This is a genomic window from Nocardioides donggukensis (assembly GCF_014842875.1).
In the GTDB taxonomy this organism is placed as follows: domain Bacteria; phylum Actinomycetota; class Actinomycetes; order Propionibacteriales; family Nocardioidaceae; genus Nocardioides; species Nocardioides donggukensis.
The window spans coordinates 20,743-44,578 of record NZ_JACYXZ010000003.1 but is presented as its reverse complement, the minus strand read 5'-3'; the positions used below and the strand labels follow the sequence as shown (position 1 = coordinate 44,578).

Sequence of the window (23,836 nt, the reverse complement as noted above, 5' to 3'; positions counted from 1 at the left end):
GGAGGCGCGCCAGCGCCGTCTCGAAGGGCAACCACCGGGGCCGCTGGCGCTCGCTCCGGTTCCTGAGGAGGCGCGCCAGCGCCGTCTCGAAGGGCAACCACCGAAGACCAGGCCCGCCTGTCGGTGGTTGGGGAGTGGTTTCGAGACGCTCGCTGCGCTCGCTCCTCAACCACCGGGGACGGCTGGCGCTCGCTCCGGTTCCTGAGGAGGCGCGCCAGCGCCGTCTCGAAGGGCAACCAGCGGGCTCGCTCGGGCTCCCGAGGAGGCACGCCGGCGCCGCGTGGACGGGCAGGAGGCGGAGCCCCGCCGACCCCGATTTCACTTCCCGGGGAGGCGTTGGCTAGGATTCCGGACGTTGTCCGCGAGCGGATGATGTTGGGGCTGTGGCGCAGCTGGTAGCGCATCTGCATGGCATGCAGAGGGTCAGGGGTTCGAGTCCCCTCAGCTCCACCGAAGGGGAACGGCGGTCCGGAGACGGGCCGCCGTTCTCGGATTTCGGGGCAGGGCCGAAGGTCACTGTTCGGGGAGTCCGCACTGCGCGAGGATGGACACATGCTTCTTCAGGTGACCAGGGAGATCCGGCCCGAGGGCGGGGTCGTCGTCGGCGACGATGGGTCCGACGTGGCCGGCCGGGCGGTGCGGTTCGCCTTGGACGAGGCGCGCCGGCGCGACGCGCCACTGCACGTCCTGCGGGCGTGGACGATGATGACCGCGGAGCTGCCGCCGGACGTGCCAGCGGGGATCGTGCCGTCGCTCTCCGAGCTGGAGAGCAGCACGCTGGCAGCCGAGCAGGCACGCATCGCCGAGCTGATCGGAGACGAGGCCGTCGAGGTCCACGTCTGCCACGGGCCCCCGGCGCAGGTCCTCCTCGCGGCCTCCGAGTCCGCGGATGTCCTGATCGTAGGCAACCGCGGCCGAGGTGGCGTCGCCAGCCTGCTTCTGGGGTCCGTGGCGGAGGAGTGCGTGCGGCGCGCGGACTGCCCCGTGGTGGTGGCCCGCGGCCGGCTCTGAGGTGCCCAGCTGTCAGGAGCCGGAGAGCTTCGGCCCGAAGGTGAGCGCGAAGTCCTCGGCCGACACGCTGAGCAGGGCCTGCCGCGTGCCCAGCCAGGCCAACGGACCGGTCGGGGGAAAGCTCCATTCGGCCGTCGCCCGCGAGATCCGGCCGCCGGCGGTGATCCGGGTGCTGACGGTGCTCCCCGCCAGCGTCTGGACGACGCGGCCGCGGAGGACGCGGGGGACTGGCACCGTCGGGCCGCGGCGCGGCCGGGACGACGCGGCCGAGAGCAGGACGCCGTCCACCCGCGCCTCGGAGACGCCCGGCTCCGCCATCTCGAACGTCGCCAGGTCCTTGGGGATGCCCCACAGCGCCCGGCCTCCGGCCAGCGACTCCGGGCTGTCGACCCAGATGTCGGTGATGCTGAGCGCCAACCCGCGGCCGTGCCGGACCACGACCGCGGCGAGCAGCTCGTGGTAGGCCAGCAGCCCACCCTCGGCGTAGTCGACGAAGGCGGTCACCACCAGCGACTCGCCGCGCACCCGCAGCGCGCGGACCCCGTCCGGCAGTGCCGGCACCGCGTCGAGCGGCACCCGCCACAGGGTCACGTCCCCCCGGCCGCGGAGCTGCCACGGCTCCGGGGGATGAGCGGGACGAGCGGGATGGGCGGGTGTCATCCGAGCACCTCGACGTCGTCGTCCCGCACCCCGGCCGGCTCGAAGTCCGACGCCTCGAGGCGAGCCGTGCGGGCGACGTACTCCGCCACCATCCCGGGCCAGTTGGTGCTCACCCGGCCGCCGTCGGCGCGGTACCAGCTGTTGCACTGCGCCCACACCGAGTGCGCCAGTCGCTCCTGCATCTCCGCGTCGAAGGACGCCGCCACCGACCGGCGTACGGCGAGGGTGCGGCCGCGCGCCACGGCCCGCACCGCCTGGCGGATGTAGCCGGCCTGCGCCTCCATCATGCCGATGATCGACGAGCCGCCCAGGTTGGTGTTCGGCCCGTAGACGAGGAACAGGTTCGGGAACCCGGGCACGGTCATGCCGAGGTGGGCATGCGCACCGTCGGCCCACACCTCGTGCAGGTCCACCCCGCCGGAGCCGGTGATCGTGAGGGGCGCCAGGAACTCGGTGGCCGCGAAGCCGGTGCCCCAGATGATGACGTCGGCCTCGTGGAGCCGCCCGTCGGTGGCGCGGACGCCCGCGGGCTCGACCTCGGTGACCACCTCGGTGACCACCTCGACGTGGTCCTGCGCCAAGGCGGGGTACCAGTCGTTGGAGAACAGCAGACGCTTGCAGCCCAGCGGGTAGTCCGGTCGCAGCCGTCCGCGCAGCGCCGCGTCCGGGACCTGCCGGCGCAGCTGCGCGCGCCACCCCAGCTCCAGCAGCCGCTTCATGGCGCCGCCGGCGGTGAGGGCTGCGTTGAGGCGCTCCGACAACACCCACGTCAACCGGCGGCCGAAGGTCTGGCTGGGCGGGAACCCGGAGAAGGCGCGGTGGTGGGTCCGGGTGTAGGCGCGGTCCGGCTTCGGCACGACGTACGGCGCGGAGCGCTGGAACACGGTCATCGAGGCCACCCGGTCGACGATCCCGGGCACGAACTGGATCGCGCTGGCGCCGGTCCCGACCACCGCGACCCGCGCGCCGGTCAGGTCCACGTCGTGGCGCCACTGCGCCGAGTGGAACGCCGGCCCGGCGAACCGGTCGATCCCGGGCAGGTCCGGCACCACGGGTCGCGACAGCTGGCCGAGCGCGGGCACGAGGACGTCCGCGGTCAGCGACTCTCCGGAGGCGGTCCGCACGTGCCAGCGGTGCTCGTCCTCGTGCCAGGCCGCTCCGGTCACCCGGACCCCGGTGCGCACGTGGTCCAGCACGCCCTGCTCGGCGGCGGTCCGGTGCAGGTAGTCCAGGATCTCGTCCTGCCGCGAGTAGCGGTGCCCCCACCCCGGGTTCGGCGCGAACGACCACGAGTAGAGCGACGACGGGACGTCGCACGCGGCGTTCGGGTAGGTGTTGTCGCGCCACACGCCACCGATCTCGTCGGCCTGCTCGAGGATCGTGACGTCCCCGAAGCCGGCCCGCAGCAGCTCGATGCCGACCCCGAGCCCGCCGAAGCCGGCGCCGATGACCAGGACCGAGGGGGAGCGGGGCACACCGACGGCAGGCACGTCGCGCACCGGGCTCAGGCGATCGTCATGCCGCCGTCGACGGGCAGGGTCTGCCCGGTCACGTAGCCGGCGGCGTCGGAGGCCAGGTAGACGACGGTCGCCGCCAGCTCCCGCGGGTCACCGGTGCGTCCGGCCGGGATCCGCTGCTGCGCCTGCTCCAGGTAGCCGGGCGGGTACTGGTCGGTCATCTCCGAGGCGAAGAACCCGGGCGCGACCGAGTTGACCCGGATCCCCTTGCGGCCGGTCCACTGCTGGGCCAGGTCGCGGGTGAGCCCGTTGAGGCCGGCCTTCGTCGCCGAGTACGCCGCCTGCGGCAGGCCGCCGGTGGTGATCCCCAGGACCGAGCTGATGTTGATGATCGAGGAACCCGGCTGCATGATCCGTCCGCAGGCCTGGGCCATCCAGTAGCAGCCCTTGAGGTTGACGTCGACCACCGAGCTGAACTGCTCGACGGTCTCGTGGGTGGCCGGCACCGCGGTGCCGACGCCGGCGTTGTTGACGAGGATGTCGACCCGGCCGAACTCGGCCATCGCGGCGTCGACCAGGGCCTGGCACTGCTTGGGATCCGCGACGTCGGTGGCCAGGGTGAGGACCTGCCGGCCCTCCTCGCGCACCAGGTCCGCGGTCTCCGCGAGCCGCTCGACCCGGCGGGCCCCGAGCACCACGTCGGCGCCGGCCTGGGCGAGCGCCTGGGCGAAGGCGACCCCGAGGCCGCTGGAGGCACCGGTCACGATCGCGACCTTGCCGTCGAGCCGGAACATGTCGAGGAGAGTCATGCCGGGACTCTAGCCGGGCACCCGCCGCCAGCGTCGCGGTGATCGTCCGGCGGCGCTACCATGAGACGCATGGGCACGCAGTTCCTGCTTCTTGGCCAGCCGCGCTGAGCTACCCGTCACCGGGAGTTCACCGCGGCCACCCCTCTGTGCGAGGGGTTTTTTCATGTCACGGGCAGGGACCACGAGGAGAGCAGGACGATGAGCCAGGACCGCACCGGCGACCACGACCGGACAGCCGACCGCGAGCACGCGACGTACGACGTCGAGGGCGTGCAGGAGAAGTGGCAGAAGGCCTGGGTCGATCTCGACCCCTTCACCGCCGACGACGACTCGCCGCGGGAGAAGCGCTACGCGCTGACGATGTTCCCCTACCCCTCGGGCGACCTGCACATGGGCCACGCCGAGGTGACCGCGCTGCACGACGTGATCGCGCGCTACTGGTGGCAGCAGGGCTACGAGGTGCTGAACCCCATGGGCTGGGACTCGTTCGGCCTGCCCGCCGAGAACGCCGCGATCCGCAACGACGAGCACCCGGCGACCTACACCTACGCCAACATCGAGACCCAGTTCGACTCCTTCCAGAAGTACGGGCTGAGCTTCGACTGGACCCGGCGCCTGCACACCTCCGACCCGGAGTACTACCGGTGGACGCAGTGGCTGTTCCTGAAGTTCCGCGAGCGTGGGCTGGCCTACCGGAAGAACTCGCCGGTCAACTGGTGCCCCAAGGACCAGACCGTCCTGGCCAACGAGCAGGTCGTCGACGGCGCCTGCGACCGGTGCGGCACGGTGGTGACCAAGCGTGAGCTGACCCAGTGGTACTTCAAGGTCACCGACTACGCGCAGCGCCTGCTGGACGACATGGAGCCGCTGCACGGCAGCTGGCCGGAGCGGGTGCTGACCCTGCAGCGCAACTGGATCGGCCGGTCGGAGGGCGCCCACGTCGACTTCGACCTGCACCTGGCCGACGGGACCACCAGGACGGTCGGCGTCTACACCACGCGTCCGGACACGCTGTACGGCGCCACCTTCATGGTGGTCGCCCCGGACGCCCCGCTGGCTGCCGAGATCGTGGCACCGGACCGGCGCGAGCAGCACGCCGCCTACCTGGAGGAGATCCGCCGGGCCTCGGACATCGACCGACTGGCCACCGACCGCGCCAAGACCGGGGTCGACCTGGGCGTGACGGCGACCAACCCCGTGACCGGCGAGCGGGTCCCGGTCTGGGCGGCCGACTACGTGCTGGCCGACTACGGCACCGGGGCGATCATGGCCGTGCCCGCGCACGACCAGCGGGACCTGGACTTCGCCAGGAAGTTCGACCTGCCGGTCCGCCGGGTCGTCGACACCGGCGAGGAGAACCCCGAGGAGACCGGGGTCGCCACCGCCGGCGACGGCACCTACGTCAACTCGGGGGGCGCGGACGGGCTGGACGGCCTGAGCGACAAGGCGGCGGGCATCGCGCGGATCACCGCCCGGCTGGAGGCCGAGGGCCGCGGCCAGGGCGCGGTGAACTTCCGGCTCCGCGACTGGCTGCTGTCGCGTCAGCGCTTCTGGGGCTGCCCGATCCCGATCATCCACTGTGAACGGTGTGGCGAGGTCGCCGTGCCCGAGGACCAGCTGCCGGTCGTGCTGCCGGAGCTGAAGGGCGCCGACCTGAAGCCGAAGGGCGTCTCCCCGCTGGCCGCGGCCGAGGAGTGGGTGAACGTCGACTGCCCGCAGTGCGGGGTGCCGGCGAAGCGGGACTCCGACACGATGGACACATTCGTGGACTCCTCGTGGTACTTCCTGCGCTACTGCTCGCCGGACTACACCGACGGCCCGTTCGACGTCGAGGCCGTCCGCCGCTGGGGCCCGGTCGACCAGTACGTCGGCGGCGTGGAGCACGCCGTCCTGCACCTGCTGTACTCGCGCTTCTTCACGAAGGTGCTGCACGACATGGGGATGGTCGACTTCGTCGAGCCGTTCTCCGCGCTGCTGAACCAGGGCGTGGTCATCAACCGCGGCAAGAAGATGAGCAAGTCGCTGGGCAACGGCGTCAGTCTGGGGGAGCAACTTGCGGAGTTCGGGGTCGACGCGGTCCGGCTGACCCTGGTGTTCGCCGGCCCGCCCGAGGACAACATCGACTGGGCCGACCTGTCCCCGGCCGGCTCGCTGAAGTTCCTGCAGCGGGCCTGGCGGCTGTCCGGTGACGTGACCAGCCCGGCGGGCGTCGACCCGGCCGAGGGCGACGTCGCGCTGCGCCGGATCACCCACCGCACCGTGCACGAGGCCGCGGAGCTGCTGGAGGGCCAGCGGTTCAACGTGGTGGTGGCCCGGGTCATGGAGCTGGTCAACGCCACCCGCAAGGCGATCGACGCCGGCTGCGGCCCGGCCGACCCCGCGGTCCGCGAGGCGGCCGAGGCGGTCACCATCCTGCTGTCGCTGGTGGCGCCCTACGTCGCCGAGGAGATGTGGGAGCGCCTCGGTCACGCGCCGTCCGTGGCCCGAGCCGGCTGGCCGAGCGTCGACGAGCGGCTGCTGGTGCAGGAGTCGGTCACGGCCGTGGTCCAGGTGCAGGGCAAGGTCAAGGCGCGGCTGGAGGTCTCCCCGGACGTCTCCGAGGCCGACCTGGAGGCCGCCGCGATGGCCGACGAGGCGGTGCAGCGGGCGCTGGCGGGCAGGAGCGTGCGGAAGGTGATCGTCCGCGCCCCCAAGCTGGTCAACGTGGTCGTCGGGGCGTGACGTCGGCCGTGCCCCCCGTCGCGTCCCCGGTGCCCCGGGTGCCCCATGTCGTCGTGGTCACCGACTCCTCGGCGTCGCTGTCGACGGAGGTGGCCGAGGCCGCCGGGATCGTCGTGGTCCCGCTGCAGGTGGTCATCGGCGCCACGTCGTACGACGAGGGCACCGAGGCCACGCCGGCCATGGTCGCCGAGGCACTGCGCGACTACACGCCGGTGTCCACGTCGCGCCCGGGCCCGGCGGTGTTCGGGGAGGTCTACGCCCGCGCCGCCGCGGAGGGTGCCACCGCGGTGGTGTCGGTGCACCTGTCGGCCCGGATGAGCGGCACCGCGGAGTCGGCGGAGCAGGCGGCCCGGGACGCGCCGCTGCCGGTGCTGACGCTCGACACCCGCCAGGTCGGGCCGGCCACCGGGTACGCCGCGCTGGCGGCCGTGGCCGTCCTCGAGCGCGGCGGGACCCCCGAGGAGGCCCTCGGGGCGGCCCGTCGCCGCGCCGACCGGTCGACCTCGCTGTTCTACGTCGACACCCTGGAGTACCTCCGCCGGGGCGGTCGGGTCGGCGCCGCGGCGGCACTGCTGGGGGGCGCCCTGTCGGTCAAGCCGCTGCTGCGCATCGAGGACGGCTCGGTGCAGCCCTTCGAGAAGGTCCGCACCGCCGGCAAGGCGCTCGCCCGCCTGGAGGAGCACGCCGTCGAGGCCGCCGGGGGTCGTCCGGTGGAGGCGACCGTGGCACACCTGGCCGGTGCCGACCGGGCCCAGGCGCTGGCCGGCCGGCTCACCGAGCGGCTCGAGCTGGCCGCTCCGATCCGGCTCGCCGAGCTCGGCGCGGCCCTCGGTGCCCACGTCGGACCGGGCATGGTCGCGGTCTGCGTGGCACCGGCGCTCGACTGATCGCCGCCTCCATCCACAGGTCCGGCCGTCGGCCTGGCGAGCTGTATCGGGAGGCGCCTAGCGTCCCGGCATGCCCTCGCGTGCCCACCAGGACACCGTCGCCCGACGCCTGGAGCTGCTGACCACCGAGCTCGACCACGTCCGGAGGGCCGGTGCCGGCCCGGATCCGGGGGACCACCCGCCGCCCGAGGCTCCCCGCCCGGTCCCCGTGCCCGTGCCGGGGCGGCACGCGGCCCGCCGGTCGGTGGCTGGCCGGCTCTGGTCCGCGCGGACCGCCCTGGGCCCCGGCCAGCTGGCCGCGGTCGCCGTGGTGGTCGCGATCGGGTTGGCGCTGACCGCCTGGTGGGTGGTCCGCGAGGGTGGGAGCACCGCGCTGGCCCCCGCCGACCCGCGCGCCTCGGCGCTGGTGACACCGCTGAGCCCCGGGGCCACGGCTTCCGGACCGGCGGTGCCGTCCGCGGACCAGGCAGCGTCGGCGGCAGGGCCGGCCGCGGGGTCGGACGTCGCGGTGGACGTGGTCGTGGACGTCGCGGGCAAGGTACGCCGCCCGGGCATCGTCGTCCTCGAGCCTGGGTCGCGCGTGGTGGACGCGCTGGAGGCAGCGGGCGGGGCCCGGCGTGGGGTCGACCTCGCGGCGCTCAACCTGGCCCGGCCGCTCGTCGACGGCGAGCAGATCCTCGTGGGCATCCGCCCGCTCCCCGGCCCGGCCGCGTCGGCGGCCGGAGCCCCGGGCTCCCCGGCGGGCCCCGCCACGCCGGCGGCCCTGATCAACATCAACACCGCCGGTCCGGAGGAGCTGGACGAGCTGCCCGGCGTGGGGCCGGTCACGGCCGCGGCGATCCTGGACTGGCGCACGGCCAACGGCGGCTTCCGCAGCGTCGACCAGCTGCTCGACGTCGACGGGATCGGGGAGGCCACGCTCGCCGACCTGGCGCCCCTTGTCACGATCGGATGACCCCGGCCGCCCTCGCTGCGACCGCCCTGATCCGTGACCAGCCGGACCCGGCACGACCCCGGGACCTGCGGATGGTCGCGCTGGGGACGGCGGCCTGGCTCGGAGGGATCGCCGGTCTCACCGCCCCGCCGCTGCTGCTCGGGGCGCCGCTGGTGGCCCTCGCGGTGGTCCTCGGGCCGGCCCGGCGGCGGGTCGGCATCCGCCGGCTCGTCGCCGGCGCCCTGCTCGCCGCCCTCTCCGTGGGCGGCTCGGCGGTGCTTCGGGACGCCGGCGTCGCGGCGGGGGTCGTGGCCGAGCTGGCCGGCTCCCGCGCCGCCGGTCAGGTCCGGCTCACCGTCACCACCGATCCCCGGCGGCTCCGCGACAGCCGGGCGGAGCGGTACCTGGTGCGCGGCACGGTGCACACGGTCGCGACGGTCGCGAGGAGCGGTCCGGGCGGGACCGGCGTCTGGTCGGTGCACACCCCCGTGCTGGTGATCGGCGACCGGGCGTGGGCCGACGTACGGCTCGGCAGCACGGTGCTGGCGCCGGTCCGGCTCGGGCCGGCGGACGGCGGTGACCTGGCCGCGGTGGCGGTGGCCCGGGGTGCGCCTCGGGTGGTGGCGGAGCCGTCGTTGGCCTGGCGAGGGTCCGCCGCGCTGCGGGCTGCCATCCGGGCCGCCGTGGCCGATGCCCGGTACCCGGCCCGCGCCCTGGTGCCGGCGCTGGTCGACGGGGACGACCAGGATCTCCCGGCCCGGTTGCACGAGCAGTTCCGGACCGCCGGCCTGACCCACCTGCTCGCGGTCTCCGGCACCAACCTGACGCTGGTGGTGGGGTTCCTGCTGGTGCTCGGACGGTGGTGCGGGGTGCGCGGCCGGTGGCTGCACGTGCTCGGGGCGCTGGGGATCGCCGGCTTCATCCTCCTCGCGCGCACCGAGCCGAGCGTGGTCCGGGCGGCGGCCATGGGCACGGTCGCGCTGATCGGGATCGGCGCGAACAGCCGCGACCGCGGCGTCCGGGCGCTCGGCGTCGCGGTCCTCGGGCTGCTGCTGTGGGACCCGTGGTTGGCGACGAGGGTCGGGTTCGCGCTGTCGGTGCTTGCCACCGCCGGGATCCTGCTGCTCGCACCCGGATGGGTGCGGGCCATGACGAGCTGGCTGCCCCGGCCCGCGGCCGAGGCGGTGGCCGTGCCGGCCGCCGCCCAGCTCGCGGTCACCCCGGTCATCGCGGGCATCTCGGGACAGGTGAGCCTGGTCGCGGTGGGCGCGAACCTGCTCGCGGCACCCTTGGTGGCGCCGGCCACCGTGCTCGGGCTGCTCGGCGGCGTGGTCGGGCTGGTGCTGCCGCCGGCCGGGTCCGCGCTGGGCCGGGTCGCCACCTGGTCCGCGGCAGGCATCGTCGCGGTGGCCGAGCACGCCGCCGGGCTGCCGCTGCCGGCGATCGAGTGGGGCACCCGGTGGTCCGACCTCGTGCTGCTGACCGCGATCTGCGGGGCACTGACCGTGACGCTGGGACCGCTGCTGGCCCGCCGCGCCAGCGGCCTGGCCTGCGGTGCCGCCCTGGCCGTCGCGGTGCTGGTGCCGGTCCCGACCCCGGGGTGGCCGCCACCCGGGTGGCTGCTCGTGGCCTGTGACGTCGGCCAGGGTGACGCCCTCGTGCTCAACGCCGGGCCGGGCTCCGCAGTCGTGGTCGACGCCGGGCCGGACCCGCTGCTCGTGGACAGGTGCCTGAGCCGGCTCGGCGTCGAGGAGGTGCCGCTCGTCGTCCTCACCCACTTCCACGCCGACCACGTGGCCGGACTGTCCGGCGTGCTCGAGGGGCGAGGTGTCGGGGAGGTCGCCGTGACCGGGCTGCGCGAGCCGGCCCAGGGAGCCGCCGAGGTGGGGCGGGCTGCGGGCGCCCGCACCCGGGTCCCCGGGTACGCCGAGTCCCGCACCGTCGGCGCCGTCCGGCTGCAGGTGGTCGGCCCGCTGCCGGGCGGCTCGGCGGCCGGCTCGGCGGCCGAGGACGGGAGTGCCGCCAACAACGCCTCACTCGTGCTGTTGGCGGAGGTGTCCGGCGTCCGGATCCTGCTCACGGGCGACGTCGAGCCCGAGGCGCAGCGCCTGCTGGCCAGGAGCCTGCCCGGCCTCGAGGTCGACGTCCTGAAGGTGCCGCACCACGGCAGCCGGCACCAGGACCACGACTTCCTGGCCTCCTTGGGCGCCCGCGTGGTGGTGGCCTCCGTGGGGGCGGACAACGACTACGGGCACCCGGCCGCGGAGACCCTCGAGCCGCTGGCCGCAGGGGGCGCCGAGGTCCGACGTACCGATGCCGACGGCGACGTCGCGGTGCTGCTCGAGGAGGGCGCGCTGACGGTGCGGACGAGCCGCTGACGCGGCCGGTCGGCTGGGGGACCCGTGTGGCAGGCTGGTCCCACCATGGCCGGACCGCGAGCTGCAGACGTGCTGGGACGGGTCACGCTGGTGACCGGTCCCGAGGAGTTCCTCAACGAGCGCACCGTGGCCGGAGTCCGGGCAGCGGTCCGCGGGCACGACCCGGAGGCGGAGTTCTCCGAGGCCGGGGCGGCGGACCTGTCCCTGGCCACGCTCGGGGAGATGGCCGCACCGTCGCTGTTCTCCACGACCAGGTGCGTCGTGGTGCGGAGCCTGGAGAACCTTCCCGAGGAGTCGGTCGAGGGGGTGCTGGGCTACTGCGCGGCGCCGGCCGAGGACGTCGCCCTGGTGCTGGTGCACTCCGGCGGCCAGAAGGGCTCGGGGGTGCTGGCCAAGCTGCGCAAGGCGGCCGGGGTGACCGAGCAGAAGTCGGCCGCGGTGAAGTGGTCGGAGTTCCCGCGGTTCGTGGTCGCCGAGGTGCGCTCGCACGGGTCCCGCATCGACGAGCAGGCGGCCGACCTGCTCGTGCAGGCGGTGGGCCAGGACCTGCGCTCGCTCGCGGCGGCCGCCCACCAGCTGGTCAGCGACCACCCGGGCAGCACGCTCGACTCCGACAAGGTCCGGCGCTACTTCGGGGGACGGGCCGAGGCGAAGTCGTTCGCGGTGGCCGACGCCGCGTTCCTCGGCCGCCGGCCGGAGGCGCTGGAGGAACTGCGCTGGGCGCTCGACGGGGGCACCGCGCCGGTGCTGGTCACCTCGGCGTTCGCGACCGGTGTCCGCGGCCTGGCCCGCTACGTGTCCGCGCCGCGCGGGATGCGTGAGGCAGACCTGGCCCGGGAGGTCGGCGTACCCCCTTGGAAGCTGCGCGCGCTCCGCGACCAGTCCCGCTCCTGGAGTGCCGAGGGGCTCGGCGCCGCCATCGGCGCGATCGCCCAGGCCGACGCCGACATCAAGGGTGCCGCGCACGACGCCGCCTACACCCTGGAGCGGCTGGTGCTCACGGTCGCCGGGCTCCGCGACCAGCGCTGACCCGTCCGGACACGAGCCAGGACACGCAGAAGGCGCCGCCCCCGACCGGGGACGACGCCTTCGCTGCTGCTCAGGTCTGGACGCTCAGAGCGAGGAGGCCTGCTTGCTGATCGCCGACTTGCGGTTGGCAGCCTGGTTCTTGTGGATGACGCCCTTGGAGGCGGCCTTGTCGAGCTTCTTGGTCGCGTCGCGGGCGGCGGCCTGGGCCGCGTCCTTGTCGCCGGAGGCGGCGAGCTCGCGGAACTTGCGCACAGCGGAGCGCAGACCCGTCTTCACGGCCTTGTTGCGCTCGTGGGCAACCTCGTTCTGCCGGTTGCGCTTGATCTGGGACTTGATGTTCGCCACTACGCTGCGCCTCTACGTTCTCGCTGGTGCCGGATGGATTGCTGCTGGTTCGGTGGTGTGCCGGCGCGCGGCGCCAGACACACAAGCGGAGAGACTATCAGCGCGGCCGGTGGCCGCCCAAATTCGTGCGGGGGCCGTGGGGGATCGCGCCCCGCGGGTCAGACCCAGCCCCGGCGTCGGCACAGCCACGACCAGACGACCTCGCCCTGCCAGGACTGGTGCGCCCGCAGCCACGGCGACGTGGGGGGCACCGGCAGGTCCCGCTGGCGGAAGAAGTAGCCGGCCAGCAGCGCCAGCACCGTGTCCACGTGCTCGTCCGGCACGTCCCGGGTGAGCCGGCGCCGCGCGAGCACCTCGTCCACGTCGTGACCGTCACCGCACGGGCCGATCAGCGCGAAGAGGGTGTCCAGCCAGGCGGCGCCGAGCACCGGCCAGTTCCAGTCGCACAGCCAGGCCCGACCGGACTCGTCGACGAGCACGTTGTCGTCGCGGACGTCGGTGTGCACCAGGGTGGACCCCTCGGTGACCTCGGCGAAGCCGGCGGCGAGGGCGGCCGCGTCCGCCAGGTGCGGCAGGTCGGGGAGCGCGGCGCGGACGTGGTCCCAGTGGCCCACCAGCTCGCCGAACTCCTCGGCGAAGCTGTCCAGCTCCAGCGCGGCCGGAGGCGGGGTCAACCGGTCGGCGACGGTCTCCAGTGCGTCGAGCGTGGCGTCGAGGTCGGCGTCCTGCCAGGGTCGGTGCGGCAGCCGGGCGGCGACGTACTCGATGCCGAGCACCACCCAGTCCGTCTCGTGCCGCCACAGGAGCCGGGGGGCCGGGACGCCGGCCGGCAGGGCCGCGAGCTTGCGGGCCTCCTCCCGGTAGGACTCGGCGAACATCCGCTGCGCCTTCACCGATGCCGCCTTCACGAAGTGGCGGGACCCGTCCTCGCAGGTGAGCACCGAGGCGAACCCGGGGGTGAAGCCGCCGGTCTGCGAGTCGGCCTCGACGACCGGCGAGCCGCACCGCTGCTCGACGAGCCGACGGATGTGGACGGGCAGGAACTGCCACTCGAGGCGACGGGCGGTCTTGCCGGTGGGCACCGGCTGGATGGTCATGGGCCGCATCCTCGCGCATGGCCCTCACCGAATCGGGTCGCCGTGCCGCCCCGTGGAACAATGGCCCGACCCTCAGTCGTCGTCCCGAAAGCCACCTGTGTCCTCGAAGAGCGCGCCCCCTCCGGGGCATACCGACCCCGCGATCCTCCGCAACTTCTGCATCATCGCCCACATCGACCACGGCAAGTCGACGCTGGCCGACCGGATGCTGCAGCTGACGGGGGTCGTGGACGAGCGGGCCGCCCGGGCGCAGTACCTCGACCGGATGGACATCGAGCGCGAGCGCGGCATCACGATCAAGAGCCAGGCCGTCCGGATGCCGTGGACGGTGGCCGAGGGCAACGACGAGGGCGCGGAGCCCGGCGACTACGTGCTGAACATGATCGACACCCCGGGCCACGTCGACTTCACCTACGAGGTGTCCCGCTCGCTCGAGGCGTGCGAGGCCGCGATCCTGCTGGTGGACGCCGCCCAGGGCATCGAGGCGCAGACCCTCGCGAACCTCTACCTGGCGCTGGGCGCCGACCTGCACATCATCCCGGTCCTCAACAAGATCGACCTGCCGTCCGCGCAGCCCGAGAAGTACGCCGCCGAGCTGGCCGGCATCATCGGCTGCGACCCCGACGACGTCCTCCAGGTGTCGGCCAAGACCGGTCTCGGCGTGGAGAAGGTCCTCAACGAGATCGTCAAGCAGACCCCGGCGCCCGTGGGCGACGCCGACGCGCCGGCCCGGGCGCTGATCTTCGACTCGGTCTACGACACCTACCGGGGCGTGGTCACCTACGTCCGGGTCGTCGACGGCAAGCTCAGCCACCGGGACCGGATCAAGATGATGTCGACCGGTGCGGTGCACGAGATGCTCGAGGTCGGGGTGATCAGCCCCGAGCCGGTCAAGGCCGGCGAGATCGGGGTCGGCGAGGTCGGCTACCTGATCACCGGGGTGAAGGACGTGCGCCAGTCCCGGGTCGGCGACACCGTGACCTCGCAGCACGGCGGGGCGGCCGAGCCGCTGGGCGGCTACAAGCACCCGAACCCGATGGTCTTCGCGGGGCTCTACCCCATCGACGGCGACGACTACCCGACCCTGCGCGACGCCCTCGACAAGCTGCAGCTCAACGACGCGGCCCTGGCCTACGAGCCCGAGACCTCTGGCGCGCTGGGCTTCGGCTTCCGCTGCGGCTTCCTGGGACTGCTGCACATGGAGATCACGCGGGACCGGCTCGAGCGGGAGTTCGACCTCGACCTGATCTCGACCGCACCCAACGTCGTCTACCAGGTGACGATGGAGGACGGCAGCGTCCACGAGGTCACGAACCCGAGCGAGTACCCCGAGGGCAAGATCGCGGAGGTGCGCGAGCCGGTGGTCAAGGCCACCATCCTCAGCCCCAGCGACTACATCGGCACGATCATGGAGCTGTGCCAGGCCAAGCGCGGTCAGCTCGGGGGGATGGACTACCTCTCCGAGGACCGGGTGGAGATGCGCTACACGCTGCCGATGGCCGACATCGTCTTCGACTTCTTCGACCAGCTGAAGTCGCGGACCAAGGGCTACGCCTCCCTGGACTACGAGGTGACCGGCGAGCAGGCGGCCGACCTGGTGAAGGTCGACATCCTGCTGCAGGGCGAGACCGTCGACGCCTTCTCGGCGATCGTGCACCGTGACGCCGCCTACTCGTACGGCGTGATGCTGGCCGGGAAGCTCAAGGACCTGATCCCGCGGCAGCAGTTCGAGGTGCCGATCCAGGCGGCCATCGGCGCCCGGATCATCGCCCGCGAGACCATCCGGGCGATCCGCAAGGACGTGCTCGCCAAGTGCTACGGCGGCGACATCACCCGCAAGCGGAAGCTGCTGGAGAAGCAGAAGGAGGGCAAGAAGCGGATGAAGATGGTGGGCCGGGTCGAGGTCCCCCAGGAGGCGTTCATCGCGGCCCTGTCCAACGCACCGAGTGCGGAGAAGCCGAAGAAGTAGCCGAGGACGCGGCCGTGCGGCCGGGCCCCGCGACGTACCGGGGCCGTGGCTAGGGTGGGAGCGACGTCCCCATCGCAACGGAGGAATCCCATGCACCTGACCCACGTGCCGCTCCGGCTCGCCACCGGAGCCTTCATCCTCAACTCGGGCATCACCAAGCTCGGCGCGGACGACGAGACCGCCGAGGGACTGCACGGGATGGCGAGCACCGCCTACCCCGCCCTGGGCAAGGTCAGGCCCAAGGACTTCACCCGTGCCCTGGCCGGCGGCGAGATCGCCCTGGGTGCGGTGCTGCTGGCGCCGACGGTGTCCCCGGTGGTGGCCGGGGCGGCGCTGACCGGCTTCGGCGCCGGGCTGCTGGGGCTCTACGTCAACGTCCCCGGGCTCCGGCAGGAGGGCAGCATCCGGCCCACCCAGCAGGGGACCGCGATCGCCAAGGACGTCTGGCTGGCCGCCGCCGGGGTCACGATCACCGCCCAGGGGCTGATCGCCGGGGCGCGTCGGGCCGGCCGGAAGGCGCGCAAGAAGGTGGCGCACGCGGGCGAGAGCGCCGTCGACGCGCTGCCCTTCACCGGCTAGGCACCGAGGCGTGGTGCGGCTGCGCACCGTGTCGCCGAACTCGCCCGGGTGGACCCGGCGCCGGGCCGGCCGCGGTTTCGTCTACCTCGACCGGCACGGGGAGCGGCTGCCCGATGCCGACGTCGCCCGCGCCAAGGAGCTGGTGATTCCGCCGGCATGGCGCGAGGTGTGGATCTCGCCCCACCCAAACGCCCACCTGCAGGCCGTGGGCGTCGACGAGGCCGGCCGCCGGCAGTACCTTTACCACCCCCAGTGGCGGATCCAGCAGGACGAGCTGAAGTTCGAGCGGGTCGCGCGGGCGGCCCGCCGGCTCCCCGCGGCCAGGAACGCCCTCGAGGAGCACCTGACCGGTGAGGGCATGCCGCTCGAGCGGTCCGCCGCGACCGCCGTACGCCTGCTCGACCTGGGCTGCTTCCGGATCGGCGGGGACGCCTTCGAGGAGGGTGGCTCGTTCGGCCTGACCACACTGGAGCGCCGGCACGTCACCCGGACCGGCTCGACGCTGGTCTTCGAGTTCGTCGGCAAGTCGGGCATCGACCACCGGATCGAGGTCGACGACCCCCTGGCGGTGGCAGCGGTGGAGACCCTGCGCCGCCGTCGGGGCGGCAGCGATCGGCTGATGGCCTTCAAGCGGGACCGGCGCTGGGTCGACCTCGACGCCTCCGACGTCAACGACTACCTCCGGGAGAGCGTCGGCGAGGAGATCACCGCGAAGGACTTCCGCACCTGGCACGCAACGGTGCTCGCCGCGGCGTCGTTGGCCGAGAGCGACGAGACGGGGCAGAGCGCGGCGTCCCGGAAGCGTGCCGTGCGGCAGGCCATGGTCGAGGTGGCCGAGTTCCTCGGGAACACCCCGGCGATCGCGAAGAGCTCCTACGTCGACCCCCGCGTCATCGACCTCTACGAGGACGGGGTGACGATCGAGGCCACCACGCGGCGCCGGCACCGGACCCCCGAGTCGCGTCGGGCCGCGCTGGAGCGGGCCGTGCTGCGGATGCTGTCCGACGCGCCGTCCTCGGCGGCTCGACGGACGCGGCGCGGGGCTGCGTGAGGCCTCGGACCACCTCGACGCGCCCGATCTGTGAGCAGGACCACGTGCGCGCGCGGCCCGCGTGATCTAGGTTACTGCCAAGTCATCAGCCCGATCTGACGGCTGTGAGCCGAGGCGAGAAGCAGGAGCCCCATGCCCATCAACAACGATGCATCCTTCGTGGAGACGATGCCGCGCAACGTCGCGGTGCAGTTCCTCGAGCGAGTCGACAAGTCCGGCCCCCGGGAGGCCTACCGCTATCCCGTCGGGGACACGTGGGAGTCGGTCACCTGGCGCGAGGTCGGCGACCAGGTCACCCGCCTGGCAGCCGGTCTGATGGCCCTGGGCATCGAGCCGGAGCAGCGAGTGGGGATCGTGTCGGGCACCCGCTACGAGTGGATCCTCGGCGACCTCGCAATCATGTGCGCCGGTGCCGCGACGACGACGGTCTACCCGTCCACCAACGCCGAGGACACGGCGTACATCCTCAGCGACTCCGAGTGCCGCATCGTGTTCGCGGAGGACGACAGCCAGATCGCCAAGCTCGTGGAGCAGAAGGCCGAGATCCCGCACGTCGCGAAGGTCGTCACGTTCGCCGGCAGCGCCGACGGCGACTGGGTCATCGGCATGGACGAGCTGTCGGCGCTCGGGGACGGCTACCTCGCCGACAACCCGACCGCGGTCACGGACCACGCGGAGGCCATCCAGCCCGACCAGCTGGCCACGCTGATCTACACCTCCGGCACCACCGGGCGGCCCAAGGGCGTCCGACTGCGGCACCGCTCGTGGGTCTACGAGGGCGAGGCGATCCGGGCGCAGGACATCCTCAGCGAGGACGACCTGCAGTTCCTGTGGCTGCCGATGGCGCACTCGTTCGGCAAGGTGCTGCTCTCGACCCAGATGGCCTGCGGCTTCGCCACCGCGGTCGACGGCCGGATCGAGCTGATCATCGACAACCTCGCCGTCGTGAAGCCCACGTTCATGGGAGCCGCCCCGCGGATCTTCGAGAAGGCGCACGGCCGGATCGTGACCATGCAGGCCGCCGAGGGGGGAGCGAAGGAGAAGCTCTTCAAGAAGGCCTTCGAGGTCGGCCTCGAGGTGGACCGGCTCAAGCGCGAGGGCAAGAGCGTCCCGTTGCCGCTCAAGCTCCAGCACGCCGTCTTCGACAAGCTGGTGTTCACGAAGATCCGGGACCGCTTCGGTGGCCGGGTCCGGTTCTTCATCTCGGGCGCGGCGGCGCTGAACCGCGAGGTCGCGGAGTGGTTCCACGCCGCGGGCATCCTCATCCTCGAGGGCTACGGGCTCACCGAGACCTCGGCCGGGTCGTTCGTCAACCACCCCGACCAGTACAAGTTCGGCTCGGTCGGCCACATCGTGGCCGGCTCCGAGGTGAAGATCGCCGAGGACGGCGAGGTGCTGATCAAGGGTCCCGGCGTGATGGAGGGCTACCACAACCTGCCCGAGCAGACCGCCGAGACGCTCACCGAGGACGGGTGGCTGCGCACCGGGGACATCGGCGAGGTCGACTCCGACGGGTTCCTCAAGATCACTGACCGCAAGAAGGACCTGTTCAAGACCTCGGGTGGGAAGTACATCGCCCCGTCCGCGATCGAGTCGCAGTTCAAGGCGATCTGCCCGTACGTCAGCCAGTTCCTGGTGCACGGCAGCGAGCGCAACTACTGCGTGGCGCTGATCACCCTGGACCCCGACCAGGTGACCGGCTGGGCGGAGGCCAACGGGATGGCCGACAAGAGCTACGCCGAGGTGGTGCGGTCGGAGGCGATGCAGACGATGATCGCCGGGTACGTCGACCAGCTCAACGCCCGCCTGAACCGCTGGGAGACGATCAAGAAGCACGAGATCCTCGACCACGACCTCACCGTCGAGTCCGGGGAGCTGACGCCGTCGATGAAGGTCAAGCGCAAGGTCGTCGAGGAGCAGAACAAGGAGCTCATCGACTCGCTCTACGCCTGAGCAGCCACGCGAACGGGTGCCGGTGCTCGCCACCGGCACCCGTTCCCGCGTCCGGCTGGTGATTGGATGGGGGCGTGCCCTCAGCCCTGCCCGCCGGTGACCCGGCTCCGACCGACGGCACGCTGCCGGAGTCCGCGTCGGCCGGCCTCGGCGACCGGCCCTTCGGGTTCTACGTGCACGTGCCGTTCTGCGCGACGCGCTGCGGCTACTGCGACTTCAACACCTACACCGCCGAGGAGCTGGGCGGCGGGGCGTCGCGGGCGTCGTACGTCGAGACCGCGGTCGCGGAGGTCCGCCTGGCCCGGCGGGTGCTCGGGGAGGTGGACCTCCCGGTGCGGACCGTGTTCTTCGGCGGGGGCACGCCGACGCTGCTGCCGCCGGGCGACCTGACGGCGGTGCTGGCCGCGATCTCGGACGAGTTCGGCCTCGCGGACGACGTCGAGGTCACCACCGAGGCCAACCCGGACAGCGTCAGCGCGCCCGACCTCGAGGTGCTGCGCGCCGGCGGGCTGAACCGGGTGTCGTTCGGGATGCAGTCGGCGGTGCCGCACGTGCTGCGGACCCTCGACCGCACCCACGACCCGGCGCGGGTGCCGGCCGCCGTCGACTGGGCTCGGGCCGCCGGCTTCGACCAGGTCAGCCTCGACCTCATCTACGGCACACCGGGGGAGAGCCTCGCCGACTGGCGGATCTCGCTGGACGCGGCACTCGCGAGCGATCCGGACCACGTCAGCGCCTACGCGCTGATCGTCGAGGAGGGCACGGCGCTGGCCCGGCAGGTCCGCCGCGGGGAGGTGCCGATGACCGACGACGACGACCTGGCGGACAAGTACGTCGCGGCCGACGAGGCACTCGCCGGTGCCGGACTGGGGTGGTACGAGGTGTCGAACTGGGCACGCGACCCGGCCGCCCGGTGCCGGCACAACCTGCTCTACTGGCAGGGAGCCGACTGGTGGGGCGTGGGCCCGGGGGCGCACTCGCACGTCGGCGGGGTGCGGTTCTGGAACGTCAAGCACCCCGCCGCGCACGCTCGTCGGCTGGCACGCGGCGAGAGCCCGGCGCAGGCGCGGGAGCTGCTCGACGAGGAGACCCGCCGCGTGGAGCGGGTGCTGCTGGAGATCCGCCTCAGCGCGGGACTGGAGCGGGCCGTGCTCGACGACGCCGGGCGCGCAGCCGTGCCCGGGCTGGTCGCGGACGGCCTGGTCACCGAGGTCGGGGACCGCCTGGTGCTGACGCTGCGCGGCCGACTGCTGGCCGACGCGGTGGTGCGATCGCTGCTGCCGTGAGGCTCAGCTGACGATCCGGATCGTCAGGGGGTAGCGGTAGTCCTCGCCGTTGCTGGCCCGGACCGTGGCCAGGATGACCACGACCAGCGCGCCGATGGCGATGGCGATCGCCAGCGGGATGATCACGACCAGGGCCAGGCCGAGCGTGACCAGCGTGAGCAGGAACGCGGCGATGCCGCCGACGACGATGTAGATCAGCAGCGAGAGCTGGAAGTTGAGCGACTCCACCGCGTGCCGGCGGACGAACGGCGACTTCCCGCCCTGCACGAGCAGCACGACGAGCGGCGCGAGGAAGCCGAACGCGAACCAGGCCGCGACCAGCGAGCCGATGTGCGCGGTCAGCGCCCACGTCCGGTCCTCGGAGGTGAGCGCGCCGGGCTGGTCCCCGGGCTCGGGTCCGGACTGCTCCCAGGGGGACGGTCCTGCCGGTGGATAGCTCATGTCATCACCCTGTCACGAAGTCGATCAGTTCCTCGACCCTACCGAGCAGGGCCGGCTCCAGGTCGGCGTACGACTCGACCCGTCCGAGAATGTGCTGCCAGGCGCGGGCGATGTCGGTCTGGTCGCGGTGCGGCCAGCCCAGCTGCTGGCACACGCCCTTCTTCCACTCGATGCTGCGCGGCACCTCCGGCCAGCGGGCGATGCCGAGACGGGCCGGCTTCACCGCGGCCCAGATGTCGATGAACGGGTGACCGACGACGAGGACGTGTGCGCCCACGGGGCTGCGGGCGATGCCCTCCGCGATCCGGCTCTCCTTGGACCCGGCCACGAGGTGGTCGACCAGCACGCCCACCCGGCGCTGGGGTCCGGGGCGGAAGTCGCGCAGGTGCTCGGCGAGGTCGTCCACGCCGCCGAGGTACTCCACCACCACGCCCTCGATCCGCAGGTCGTCACCCCAGACCCGCTCGACCAGCTCGGCGTCGTGCCGTCCCTCGACGAAGATCCGGCTGGCCCGGGCGACCCGCGCGGTGCTGCCCTGGACCGCGACCGACCCCGACGCCGTACGCGTGGGCCGGGTCGGTGCCGCCGCTCGGACCGGGGCGGTGAGGATGACCGGTCGGCCTTCGAGCAGGAAGCCGGCGCCCAGCGGGAACGTGCGGCGGGTCCCGCGTCGGTCCTCGAGCGTGAGGGTGTGCAGGTCGCGGTCGACGGCGACGATCTCGCCGCACCAGTCGGTGGTGACCTCCTCGACGACCTGCCCCAGGTCGGCCGGTGCCTCGACGGCCCGACCGCGTCGCGGGGCGCGCCAGTCGGTGGCGAGGACGTCGGAGCCGTAGCGGTCGTTCGGGGAAGGCACCCCGCAACGCTAGGCGCGGTCCGCCCGCCGGTGGCGCCGCCGCGCCGAGGTCAGCCCGGTTCGCCGCCCGTGTCGCCATCCGGGGTGCTGTCTGCACCGCCGCCCGTGTCGCCTGCCTCGCCGCCTGCCTCGCCGCCGTCCGGCTCGCCGCCGGGCTCCGGGATGCCGAGGTCGGCCGACTCGCCCTCCGGCAGCGGCTCGGCCAGCGGGTTGTCCTCGCCGGCCACCAGGTCCTCCGGCAGCCGGTCGTCGCCGATCCCCTCGGCAGCCCCGTCCCCGCCCTGCTCCCTACTCTGCTCCTGCTCCCCGCTCGCACTCGTCATCCCTGGACGATAGTCCACGAAGTTCGAGTCCCCCAGAGACCGCTGGGGCGACTCGAACTTCGTGGACTATCCGGAGGGGAGGGGAGGGAGGTCAGAGGAGGGGGAGGGAGCGGGCGGAGCGGGGGAGGGCCTGGTAGCCGCGGCGGACGGCGTCGGCGAGGTCCTCGACGGGAAACGGCCACTCGGCGGAGGCCAGGGCCGCGTCCACGGGTACGCCGCGGCCCGCGAGGTCCCGGATGGTCTCGGCGACCCCGCCGATCGCGGCGCGCTGCTCGAGCGCGAAGTCGCGGTCGACCACCGCCCCGTGCCCCGGGACCACCACCGAGTCCTCGGTCAGCAGCGCGCTGACCAGGTCGAGCGTGAGCGGCCACTCCATCGGGTGGCAGTCCGGCCCGAAGCCGGGGGTGGCCGACTCCTCGACCAGGTCGCCGGCGAGCAGGACGTCGGCGTCGGGCACGCGTACGACGACGTCCCCGGCCGTGTGCCCGAGGCCCGGGTGGACCAGCTCGACGGGGCGCTCCCCGAGGTCGAGGGACACAGCCGAGGAGAAGGTCCGGTCGGCGGGCACGATCTCGGTCTCGGCCACCTCCCCGGCGTGCGGGTCCTCCGGCTCGGCCGCGTAGGCCCGCTTGGCCCGCTCGCCCGCCGGCACCGTGTTGGCGGCCGCCGTCTCGTGGGCGTAGACCGGGACCCCGGCCCCGATCACCCCGTTGCCGAAGGTGTGGTCGAAGTGCTCGTGGGTGTTGACCACCGCCGCCACTGGCAACGGGGACAGGGTCCGGACCTGCTCCAGCACGGCCCGGGCCGCGGAGGCGGATGCGTGGGTGTCGACGACGAGCAGCCCCTCGGTGCCGGCGATCACTGCGATGTTGAGGTCGAACCACGTGTGCCGGGCCACCCAGACCCGGTCGGAGACCTCACGAAATGCCGTCATGGGGGCAGACTAGTAGGATTGGCACTCCGCTGAGCGGAGTGCCAGACGCTGCAGCCCGACGCAGACAGGAGGAGACATGGTCGAGGACCGCCGGCTCGCAGTGCTGCGGGCGATCATCGAGGACTACGTCTCCACCGAGGAGCCGGTCGGCTCCAAGTCCCTCGTCGAGAGGCACCAGCTGGGCGTCTCGCCGGCCACCGTGCGCAACGACATGGCCGCGCTCGAGGACGAGGGCTTCATCACCCAGCCGCACACCAGCGCCGGCCGGGTGCCCACCGATAAGGGCTACCGGCTCTTCGTTGACCGGCTGACCACGGTGAAGCCGATGACCCCTGCCGAGCGGCGGGCGATCGCCTCGTTCCTCGACGGCGCCGTCGACCTCGACGACGTCGTCCAGCGCAGTGTCCGGATGCTCTCGCAGCTCACCCGGCAGGTCGCCGTCGTCCAGTACCCCACCCTGAGCCGCAGCACGGTCCGGCACGTCGAGCTGGTGGCGATCACGCCCACCCGTCTGCTGCTGGTGGTCATCCTCAGCACCGGTCGGGTGGAGCAGCGGCTCGTCGAGCTGCCCGACGAGCTCGGTGAGGACGCCCTGGCCGACCTGCGGCTGCGCATGAACCGTGCTGCCGCCGGCCAGCTGATCGCCGATGCCGGCAGCCGCCTCGCCGACGTGGGCGACGGGCTCCCCGAGGCCACCGACGGGGCGGCCCGGCTGGTGGCGGCCGCGCTGGTGGAGGCCGTGTCCGACCACCGCTCCGACGAGCGGGTGGCGGTCGGCGGCACCGCCAACCTGACCCGCTTCGGGGAGGGCTTCGACACCACGATCCGGCCGCTGCTCGAGGCGCTCGAGGAGCATGTCGTGCTCCTCAAGCTGCTCGGCGAGGCCAGCAGCGCGGGCGCCCTGACGGTGCGGATCGGGCACGAGGGCCCCTACCAGGAGCTGGCGACGACGAGCGTGGTCGCCACCGGCTACGGTCCCGGCGAGCAGGCGCTGGCGACCCTGGGGATCGTCGGGCCGACCCGCATGGACTACCCCGGGACGATGGCGGCGGTGCGGGCGGTGGCCCGCTACGTCTCCCGGATCCTCGACGAGGCCTGACCGGGCCGAGCAGCACC

General features: G+C 73.1%; 21 protein-coding genes and 1 tRNA gene. 13 read left to right on the top strand and 9 right to left on the bottom strand.

The features are described 5' to 3' along the window. The first annotated feature begins 377 nt into the window (after positions 1 to 377). Positions 378 to 450: transfer RNA gene (locus tag IE331_RS10455), tRNA-Ala, on the top strand. A 102-nt stretch (positions 451 to 552) separates the two neighbouring features. Next, positions 553 to 1,011, top strand: coding sequence for a universal stress protein (locus IE331_RS10450; RefSeq protein WP_192143316.1), 459 nt, complete (start codon positions 553 to 555; stop codon positions 1,009 to 1,011). Positions 1,012 to 1,023: 12 nt separating this feature from the next. Here IE331_RS10450 and IE331_RS10445 read toward each other — a convergent pair whose 3' ends face one another. The 3 genes from IE331_RS10445 to IE331_RS10435 are packed head-to-tail and all read right to left on the bottom strand — an operon-like array spanning position 1,024 to position 3,937. Continuing rightward, positions 1,024 to 1,671: an acetoacetate decarboxylase family protein gene (locus IE331_RS10445; protein WP_225579997.1), complete on the bottom strand. Its 648-nt coding sequence runs from the start codon at positions 1,669 to 1,671 to the stop codon at positions 1,024 to 1,026. Next, complete coding sequence (locus tag IE331_RS10440) at positions 1,668 to 3,170, bottom strand: flavin-containing monooxygenase (RefSeq protein WP_318646812.1); 1,503 nt, start codon at positions 3,168 to 3,170, stop codon at positions 1,668 to 1,670. The genes IE331_RS10445 and IE331_RS10440 overlap by 4 nt, the downstream gene beginning before the upstream one ends. 5 nt (positions 3,171 to 3,175) lie before the next feature. Continuing rightward, complete coding sequence (locus IE331_RS10435) at positions 3,176 to 3,937, bottom strand: SDR family NAD(P)-dependent oxidoreductase (protein WP_192143312.1); 762 nt, start codon at positions 3,935 to 3,937, stop codon at positions 3,176 to 3,178. A 198-nt stretch (positions 3,938 to 4,135) separates the two neighbouring features. Here IE331_RS10435 and leuS point away from each other — a divergent pair, with 198 nt between their 5' ends. The 5 genes from leuS (at position 4,136) to holA (ending at position 11,886) form a co-directional block, all read left to right on the top strand. Further along, positions 4,136 to 6,658, top strand: a complete 2,523-nt coding sequence (gene leuS, locus IE331_RS10430) for a leucine--tRNA ligase (protein ID WP_192143310.1) — start codon at positions 4,136 to 4,138, stop codon at positions 6,656 to 6,658. An 8-nt stretch (positions 6,659 to 6,666) separates the two neighbouring features. Next, complete coding sequence (locus IE331_RS10425) at positions 6,667 to 7,545, top strand: DegV family protein (RefSeq protein WP_201931586.1); 879 nt, start codon at positions 6,667 to 6,669, stop codon at positions 7,543 to 7,545. A 70-nt stretch (positions 7,546 to 7,615) separates the two neighbouring features. Next, positions 7,616 to 8,500 (top strand): ComEA family DNA-binding protein, encoded by an 885-nt coding sequence (locus IE331_RS10420; protein WP_192143308.1) that lies wholly within the window; start codon positions 7,616 to 7,618, stop codon positions 8,498 to 8,500. Beyond that, a complete protein-coding gene (locus tag IE331_RS10415) occupies positions 8,497 to 10,857 on the top strand; it encodes a ComEC/Rec2 family competence protein (protein WP_192143306.1) in 2,361 nt (786 codons plus the stop codon). The genes IE331_RS10420 and IE331_RS10415 overlap by 4 nt, the downstream gene beginning before the upstream one ends. Before the next feature lie 45 nt (positions 10,858 to 10,902). Next, positions 10,903 to 11,886 (top strand): DNA polymerase III subunit delta, encoded by a 984-nt coding sequence (gene holA / locus IE331_RS10410; RefSeq protein WP_192143304.1) that lies wholly within the window; start codon positions 10,903 to 10,905, stop codon positions 11,884 to 11,886. An 84-nt stretch (positions 11,887 to 11,970) separates the two neighbouring features. Here holA and rpsT read toward each other — a convergent pair whose 3' ends face one another. Continuing rightward, positions 11,971 to 12,231: a 30S ribosomal protein S20 gene (gene rpsT / locus IE331_RS10405; RefSeq protein WP_192143302.1), complete on the bottom strand. Its 261-nt coding sequence runs from the start codon at positions 12,229 to 12,231 to the stop codon at positions 11,971 to 11,973. A gap of 158 nt (positions 12,232 to 12,389) precedes the next feature. After that, positions 12,390 to 13,328 (bottom strand): phosphotransferase, encoded by a 939-nt coding sequence (locus tag IE331_RS10400; RefSeq protein WP_192143300.1) that lies wholly within the window; start codon positions 13,326 to 13,328, stop codon positions 12,390 to 12,392. 97 nt (positions 13,329 to 13,425) lie between these two features. Here IE331_RS10400 and lepA point away from each other — a divergent pair, with 97 nt between their 5' ends. From lepA to hemW, 5 genes are all read left to right on the top strand, one after another. Then, the gene (lepA, locus tag IE331_RS10395) at positions 13,426 to 15,297 is read left to right on the top strand and encodes a translation elongation factor 4 (RefSeq protein ID WP_318646811.1); all 1,872 of its coding nucleotides are present in this window, start codon (positions 13,426 to 13,428) and stop codon (positions 15,295 to 15,297) included. 90 nt (positions 15,298 to 15,387) lie between these two features. Continuing rightward, positions 15,388 to 15,876 (top strand): hypothetical protein, encoded by a 489-nt coding sequence (locus IE331_RS10390; protein ID WP_192143296.1) that lies wholly within the window; start codon positions 15,388 to 15,390, stop codon positions 15,874 to 15,876. A gap of 10 nt (positions 15,877 to 15,886) precedes the next feature. Further along, the gene (locus tag IE331_RS10385; protein ID WP_192143294.1) at positions 15,887 to 16,927 is read left to right on the top strand and encodes a DNA topoisomerase IB; all 1,041 of its coding nucleotides are present in this window, start codon (positions 15,887 to 15,889) and stop codon (positions 16,925 to 16,927) included. A 132-nt stretch (positions 16,928 to 17,059) separates the two neighbouring features. Next, positions 17,060 to 18,880: an AMP-dependent synthetase/ligase gene (locus IE331_RS10380; RefSeq protein ID WP_192143292.1), complete on the top strand. Its 1,821-nt coding sequence runs from the start codon at positions 17,060 to 17,062 to the stop codon at positions 18,878 to 18,880. Positions 18,881 to 18,954: 74 nt separating this feature from the next. Continuing rightward, positions 18,955 to 20,166, top strand: a complete 1,212-nt coding sequence (gene hemW, locus IE331_RS10375; protein ID WP_192143290.1) for a radical SAM family heme chaperone HemW — start codon at positions 18,955 to 18,957, stop codon at positions 20,164 to 20,166. A gap of 3 nt (positions 20,167 to 20,169) precedes the next feature. Here hemW and IE331_RS10370 read toward each other — a convergent pair whose 3' ends face one another. The 4 genes from IE331_RS10370 to IE331_RS10355 form a co-directional block, all read right to left on the bottom strand. Next, entirely contained in the window at positions 20,170 to 20,607 is a 438-nt protein-coding gene (locus IE331_RS10370) for a DUF4870 domain-containing protein (RefSeq protein ID WP_201931584.1), read from the bottom strand. A 4-nt stretch (positions 20,608 to 20,611) separates the two neighbouring features. Beyond that, a complete protein-coding gene (locus IE331_RS10365) occupies positions 20,612 to 21,463 on the bottom strand; it encodes a DUF3097 domain-containing protein (RefSeq protein WP_192143288.1) in 852 nt (283 codons plus the stop codon). 50 nt (positions 21,464 to 21,513) lie between these two features. Continuing rightward, a complete protein-coding gene (locus tag IE331_RS10360) occupies positions 21,514 to 21,786 on the bottom strand; it encodes a hypothetical protein (protein WP_192143286.1) in 273 nt (90 codons plus the stop codon). 91 nt (positions 21,787 to 21,877) lie between these two features. Next, positions 21,878 to 22,720, bottom strand: a complete 843-nt coding sequence (locus tag IE331_RS10355; protein ID WP_192143284.1) for an MBL fold metallo-hydrolase — start codon at positions 22,718 to 22,720, stop codon at positions 21,878 to 21,880. 76 nt (positions 22,721 to 22,796) lie between these two features. Between IE331_RS10355 and hrcA the strand changes: the two genes are divergently transcribed. After that, positions 22,797 to 23,819, top strand: coding sequence for a heat-inducible transcriptional repressor HrcA (gene hrcA / locus IE331_RS10350; RefSeq protein ID WP_192143282.1), 1,023 nt, complete (start codon positions 22,797 to 22,799; stop codon positions 23,817 to 23,819). Positions 23,820 to 23,836: the final 17 nt, after the last annotated feature.

Excerpts from the sequence above, each read along its gene's own strand:
- IE331_RS10450 (WP_192143316.1), top strand. The coding sequence starts at position 553 with ATGCTTCTTCAGGTGACCAGGGAGATCCGGCCCGAGGGCGGGGTCGTC.
- IE331_RS10445 (WP_225579997.1), bottom strand. The coding sequence starts at position 1,671 with ATGACACCCGCCCATCCCGCTCGTCCCGCTCATCCCCCGGAGCCGTGG.
- IE331_RS10435 (WP_192143312.1), bottom strand. The coding sequence starts at position 3,937 with ATGACTCTCCTCGACATGTTCCGGCTCGACGGCAAGGTCGCGATCGTG.
- leuS (WP_192143310.1), top strand. The coding sequence starts at position 4,136 with ATGAGCCAGGACCGCACCGGCGACCACGACCGGACAGCCGACCGCGAG.
- IE331_RS10420 (WP_192143308.1), top strand. The coding sequence starts at position 7,616 with ATGCCCTCGCGTGCCCACCAGGACACCGTCGCCCGACGCCTGGAGCTG.
- IE331_RS10415 (WP_192143306.1), top strand. The coding sequence starts at position 8,497 with ATGACCCCGGCCGCCCTCGCTGCGACCGCCCTGATCCGTGACCAGCCG.
- holA (WP_192143304.1), top strand. The coding sequence starts at position 10,903 with ATGGCCGGACCGCGAGCTGCAGACGTGCTGGGACGGGTCACGCTGGTG.
- IE331_RS10400 (WP_192143300.1), bottom strand. The coding sequence starts at position 13,328 with ATGACCATCCAGCCGGTGCCCACCGGCAAGACCGCCCGTCGCCTCGAG.
- IE331_RS10390 (WP_192143296.1), top strand. The coding sequence starts at position 15,388 with ATGCACCTGACCCACGTGCCGCTCCGGCTCGCCACCGGAGCCTTCATC.
- IE331_RS10380 (WP_192143292.1), top strand. The coding sequence starts at position 17,060 with ATGCCCATCAACAACGATGCATCCTTCGTGGAGACGATGCCGCGCAAC.
- IE331_RS10370 (WP_201931584.1), bottom strand. The coding sequence starts at position 20,607 with ATGAGCTATCCACCGGCAGGACCGTCCCCCTGGGAGCAGTCCGGACCC.
- IE331_RS10360 (WP_192143286.1), bottom strand. The coding sequence starts at position 21,786 with ATGACGAGTGCGAGCGGGGAGCAGGAGCAGAGTAGGGAGCAGGGCGGG.
- IE331_RS10355 (WP_192143284.1), bottom strand. The coding sequence starts at position 22,720 with ATGACGGCATTTCGTGAGGTCTCCGACCGGGTCTGGGTGGCCCGGCAC.
- hrcA (WP_192143282.1), top strand. The coding sequence starts at position 22,797 with ATGGTCGAGGACCGCCGGCTCGCAGTGCTGCGGGCGATCATCGAGGAC.